Here is a 4,793-nt window from a genome sequence, read left to right on the forward strand (position 1 = left end):
CCGCTTGGAAGGCGAAGCAGCCCTGGAAGCTGGTACTACGCCTAGGACCAGACGGACCTGGTCTTGAACCGCGGACTGGACCTATGAGGCCACGGGCATGTGCATCACGCGCGCCGGCGTGTTCTCGTCGGCCAGCTTGCGCAGGGTCCGCGTGTCCTCGGGCGTCCAGGGTTGCCCAGACTTCGGCAGTGTATTCGCCATCATGCTCTCCTGCGTTTCCTCACGCCGCGGCCTTCACGGCCGGCAGCCGGTGGAAGGGTTCGAACTCCGGGGCGACCTCCCCGAAGAAGTGACGGCGCAGGTCGGGGAGTTGCTCACGCGCCTCGACGACGGCCCGGTTCTTCATCTCGGCAATGCGCGAGACGTCATCGAGCGTGTAGCGGTCCAGCGGGACGGTCTGGTCGATCCGCCAGATCGCCTTGCGGTCGTGCACGTCGCCTGTGATGATCTTCGCGGCGCCGAGGGCGCTGTGGGACTGACCTGCCATGAAGAGCCGGGCGAGGTTCGGCGCCGCACCGAGCTTGCCTCCGATCCGACTCGGCGCCTTCACGTCGTTGGTCGTTCCGATGCTAAGGATCTTGAGCCGGTCACCCGGCCACCGCAGCACGCCCACCGCCTCGACCGCCGCCACGCCGATAGGATTATTTGCCCAAACGCCGCCGTCGACCAGTTCGATCTCCTCCTTCGTGAGGTAGGGGTCGAGGAAGGTCGGCGCCGCCGCGCTCGCCATTGCGGCATCAACCGCCGGCTGAAGGTAGTCGGTCTCAAAACGCGGGTGATGGGCAGTCTTGTAGAGATAAACGCGCTCGAGGATCGGATGCCAGGCCGGGATGACGAGGCGGGTCTGGCTCTCGCCGATCAGGCGACCGCCGATCACCTCGTCCAGCGCCTCCCGAAGGCTCGTGTTGGAATATTTCGTGCCCATCCAGTGGCGAGCCGACCGCGCCTGCCTCGTGATCCAGTTCGCGATGGGGCCGCGATGTTGGTCGAAGATGGCGGGGCCCTTCTCCTCGTAGAAGCGGAGGATCTCCCCGGCGGTGAGGCCGAGGCTCAGTCCGGCCGCGATGATGGCGCCGGTGGACGTGCCGACGATCAGGTCGAAGTAGCGGCCGATGGGCTCGTCGAGATGCTCTTCGAGCTTGGCGAGGAAGGCGGCCGGAAAGACCCCGCGGATGCCGCCGCCGTCGAGGGTGAGGATCTTACGGAATTCGGGACCGTCGATGCCGGGTTTCATCACGCGGCCTCCTTTTCAGCCTGAAGGACCTCGATGAGGCCGGAGTTGTTGGCGATGATTTTGGCCTCGACATCGGGGGAGACATGGACGCCTCCTCCCCGCCATTCTCCGGTCGCCAGCCAGTCCTCGAAGTACCAGAGCCAGAGGACCGCCCAAGGCACGATGGTGCGGTCCAGCAGCATGGAGGGCCGCCACTCGTAGGCGCTGGGAAGGTACAGGCAGAGCCGCGCCGGCCGCTCGGAGTAGAGATGCGGAATCCTCGCTCCGTTCGCGAGCGAGGTCAGGTCGGGCTGATCGACGAAGGTGGCCGGCACCCCGTTGACCCGATACGTCAGGCGCAGGTCGTACGTGCGCGAGATCGGGGACGGGGAGGCCTGGAACCGCCATGTCAGCGCGCCGCCCGCGATGCCGCCATCGCCCCGAGTGATGGGGCTGGCTTTAAGGTTGACGTGCTGCTGGGCGAGCGTAAGGCGCCGCGGACCAGAGGGAGGGCTCATCCGCAGTCCCGCCCGTAGAAGGTGTTGCTCCTGACGGGGACAGCGGCCGCGGCGGCCCGCGCGGCCGTAAGCCCGACGAGCGGCGCCACCCCCAGCAGGCCGGAGCGGCGGGCGCTGGCGATCTCGTTGTCGAGCGCGGTGAAGGCGGCGCCGACCGGGCGGGGGCCGAACGATTCGTCCATCCGCTTCCGCACTTGGTCGGTGCCTTCGACGCGCGCGAGGTTCTCCAGGTCGGCCACCGCCTTGGCGTGCCAGGTAAAGAAGGCCTTCGCCTTGTCCGGGTCGTCGTTCCAGCGCTCCGCGAAGTTCTCGTCGATGGTGGTCTCGTTCGGGATGTACCAGCCCGGGGATCCGTCCGGCAGCGTCCGGCCGATGAAGTCCGGCACCCCCCGCAGCACGGCGATCATGAGGTCGAACTCGGTATCGTAGACTCCCGCATTGACGCAGCGCTCGTAGCTCCACGCGATCAGCGTGGTGAGGATGACCGAGATCGGCCAGAGGGCGAGATCCTGCCCCTCGAAGTGGACGTCCCGGTGCCGCTTGGCCACTTGGACGATGTTGCAGAGGATGCTGCGGCCGCTGGAGGCGACGGGGAACGGCTCGATGTTGGCGCGGCTCTTGATCGCCTCGTCGAAGGCCTTCGTGAGCTTGATGACCGGCACCAGCGCAGCGCGGGCCTCGAAAGCCTTGCGGTACCCGCGCGGGTTGCTGCCCTTCCACTCCCGCAGGCTCTTGTCCGGGACGAGCTCGCCCTGGTTGCGGCAGGCAAGGTTCAGGATCGAGGGCGTGATGTCGAGGTGGAACTCGTTCGCGTAGACCAGCCGCCAGCACCGGATCTTCTCCTCCAGCAGCCGGGTGTAGGTCGCGTGCGCCTTGAGGCGGTCGCCGATCACCTTCTTGATGTAGGCGGGCGTCCACACGGTGGTCCCTGCGGGCATGAACGCGACCAGATCAACGTCGTGTTCGTTCTTGCCGATGGGGCGCACCGACGTTCCGAGGGCGGTGGAGCCCTGTAGGTAGATGGAGAGGTCGTGCAGCAGGAAGTGCTCGCCGGCGGCGAGCCACCGGGCGACGCCCTCGTAGCGCTCCTTGGCCTGCTGGAGCCGGCTCTCGGTGATGTCGAGCTCGGCGCACATGCGCGCGAGCAAGTTGATGAGGTAGGCCTTGCGGTGTGCCAAGCGCTGATCAACGAACATGCGCATCTCCATCGAGATGGGCGGCGCGCCAATCTCCATAATTGAAGCCATTTATGGGGGTGCGGCCGAACGTCGTCAAGGGTCCGCTTACCACGAACCCCGCCGGCTTAGGCGATACGCTGATAGACGAACTCGACGCCGCCCGTATCGGCGACGCTTTCCCGCCGCAGTAGGAAGCCGCTCGACCAGAGCTGCTTGAGCTTCATGGAGGCGTTCGCCACAGTGACGTGGATCGCGTCCGCGATTTCGGCGGCACGTGCGTGCGACCGTGCCACGACGAAATCGAGTGCGGCCTTCGATCCGGCGCTGGGCTCGGAACCGATGAAACGATGACCCTTCGCATCAGCGACAACCAATGGCTGCTCGACACGTCGGGCTGCCGCGTCGACATTTTCCTCGATGTAGGGCGTGGCGATCTCGAACAGGTAGAACCCCTTCTCACCCTTGTAGCGGCGGGCGAGCTGAACGACCGTCTCGGACGCGAAGGAGTAGTCGACCTGCTTCACGCCCTTGAAGGAGATTGGGAAAATTGTCTGGTCGGGATTGCGCTCGACATGCTCGACGAGCTTCGAGAAAACCGGTCGACCCATCTCCCGGCCCCAGCCCTCGGACTTGGGCATCATATCGCGAAGCACGATCATCGGAGCACCTGGTTCACGTCCGTCATTTAAGCGGTGATGATGGCGTCAGACAAGAGACAGCTCGAAAGCGATGTGAGTTCCGGCGAGCTTCGGTAACTCCGATGATAGGATGGCGGTGTTTGGAATGTACGCCTCCCCCGAGGGCACCAGCGTCACCGCTTGCGACCTCAGCCGCACATCGAGCGTAGCTCGATATTTGATTGCTTTGGTCGCGCACCCCTTCAGGCCATTTCCGTGAGAGGGGTCGTCGAAACGCGACAAGCCATCGCGGAACATCTCCACGAGCAAGTCTACGTCCCGGACGTGGCGATAGCTCGGGTCTCGATCTTCCAAGGGGGGCCGGATGGTTTGCATCAGCCCACGCCCATTATCAGAGACCACGACACGCGCCTTGTTGGAGGCAGGGTACGATTGGAAGGCCGCATGCCCGGTCGCACCGTCGCCACCGTGCAGGTACACGTTCTCGATGAGCTCCGAGAGGATTGTCGACATCGCATCCTCGAATTGCGGAAAATCGATCCTGGCCCCGCAGGTGGCGCCAATGGTCTCCTTCAGCTTAGAGATCAGGTCATGGGCATCGATCCCCGGGCGGATGGCACAGATTTCCACAAGGCCCCGATTGTTGCCTCCGAACACATACGCGCCGGACACGACAGGACGATTCGGCGACACCTCAACCTCAGGCGTGAGGTGATCGAAAAACCCCATCCGGTCGAGGTACCCCATCGCAGGGCCGTCTTCGAACACGAGCCGGACTGGGATGCCTTCCGCGATAATTTGGTTCGAATAGGCAAGGAGGCGAACGCAAGCGTCGAGCAGCATCTTGGTCCCGCTCGTCACCTGGAAGGTGACCGGCGCAGGGGAGGCGAAGGGATCTCCCCCCGAACGTACCGCCCTGTCGACATCACTCGCCCTGAGCCAATTCCCCCACAGTCGGATCAACATGCTCGACGGCGCTCTTGGAGACGAATCGGCGATGATGCCTGGGCGGCCGGGATACCGGCCTCTGACCCACGCCACAGCTACAACTAGGCGCTCAACCCAAGGTTCGTGAGGCTTTCGTCGATCACGAGCCCCTTCTCGGCCGCCCACTTATCAGCGGCCTCTCGCTGCCGGCGGAGGCTGTCGCCGTGCATCTGCTCCGGGTGCGGGAAGCGGATGTATGAGTATGCCATGGCCATGACGGCGACCGTATCGACGCCCAAAGGTTAGGGTCAACTTTATG

6 protein-coding genes are annotated in these 4,793 nt (G+C 64.7%); all 6 read right to left on the bottom strand.

Going from position 1 to position 4,793, the window contains the following annotated elements; all coding sequences use genetic code 11:
• Nucleotides 1–81: 81 nt before the first annotated feature.
• Nucleotides 82–204, bottom strand: coding sequence for a hypothetical protein (locus MKL11_RS33060; protein ID WP_279600345.1), 123 nt, complete (start codon nt 202–204; stop codon nt 82–84).
• 16 nt (nt 205–220) lie between these two features.
• Entirely contained in the window at nt 221–1,234 is a 1,014-nt protein-coding gene (locus MKL11_RS07685) for a CBASS cGAMP-activated phospholipase (RefSeq protein WP_243941877.1), read from the bottom strand.
• Nucleotides 1,234–1,731, bottom strand: a complete 498-nt coding sequence (locus MKL11_RS07690) for a hypothetical protein (RefSeq protein ID WP_243941879.1) — start codon at nt 1,729–1,731, stop codon at nt 1,234–1,236. Before MKL11_RS07690 ends, MKL11_RS07685 begins: the two co-directional genes overlap by 1 nt.
• Nucleotides 1,728–2,927: a nucleotidyltransferase gene (locus tag MKL11_RS07695; RefSeq protein ID WP_243941880.1), complete on the bottom strand. Its 1,200-nt coding sequence runs from the start codon at nt 2,925–2,927 to the stop codon at nt 1,728–1,730. The genes MKL11_RS07690 and MKL11_RS07695 overlap by 4 nt, the downstream gene beginning before the upstream one ends.
• Before the next feature lie 107 nt (nt 2,928–3,034).
• A complete protein-coding gene (locus tag MKL11_RS07700; protein WP_243941882.1) occupies nt 3,035–3,568 on the bottom strand; it encodes a hypothetical protein in 534 nt (177 codons plus the stop codon).
• Nucleotides 3,569–3,613: 45 nt separating this feature from the next.
• Nucleotides 3,614–4,390, bottom strand: coding sequence for a hypothetical protein (locus tag MKL11_RS07705; protein WP_243941884.1), 777 nt, complete (start codon nt 4,388–4,390; stop codon nt 3,614–3,616).
• Between the last annotated feature and the right edge of the window lie 403 nt (nt 4,391–4,793).

This window comes from Methylobacterium sp. J-077 (assembly GCF_022829365.1).
Lineage (GTDB): Bacteria > Pseudomonadota > Alphaproteobacteria > Rhizobiales > Beijerinckiaceae > Methylobacterium.

Excerpts from the sequence above, each read along its gene's own strand:
- MKL11_RS33060 (WP_279600345.1), bottom strand. The coding sequence starts at position 204 with ATGATGGCGAATACACTGCCGAAGTCTGGGCAACCCTGGACGCCCGAG.
- MKL11_RS07685 (WP_243941877.1), bottom strand. The coding sequence starts at position 1,234 with ATGAAACCCGGCATCGACGGTCCCGAATTCCGTAAGATCCTCACCCTC.
- MKL11_RS07690 (WP_243941879.1), bottom strand. The coding sequence starts at position 1,731 with ATGAGCCCTCCCTCTGGTCCGCGGCGCCTTACGCTCGCCCAGCAGCAC.
- MKL11_RS07695 (WP_243941880.1), bottom strand. The coding sequence starts at position 2,927 with ATGTTCGTTGATCAGCGCTTGGCACACCGCAAGGCCTACCTCATCAAC.
- MKL11_RS07700 (WP_243941882.1), bottom strand. The coding sequence starts at position 3,568 with ATGATCGTGCTTCGCGATATGATGCCCAAGTCCGAGGGCTGGGGCCGG.
- MKL11_RS07705 (WP_243941884.1), bottom strand. The coding sequence starts at position 4,390 with ATGCTGCTCGACGCTTGCGTTCGCCTCCTTGCCTATTCGAACCAAATT.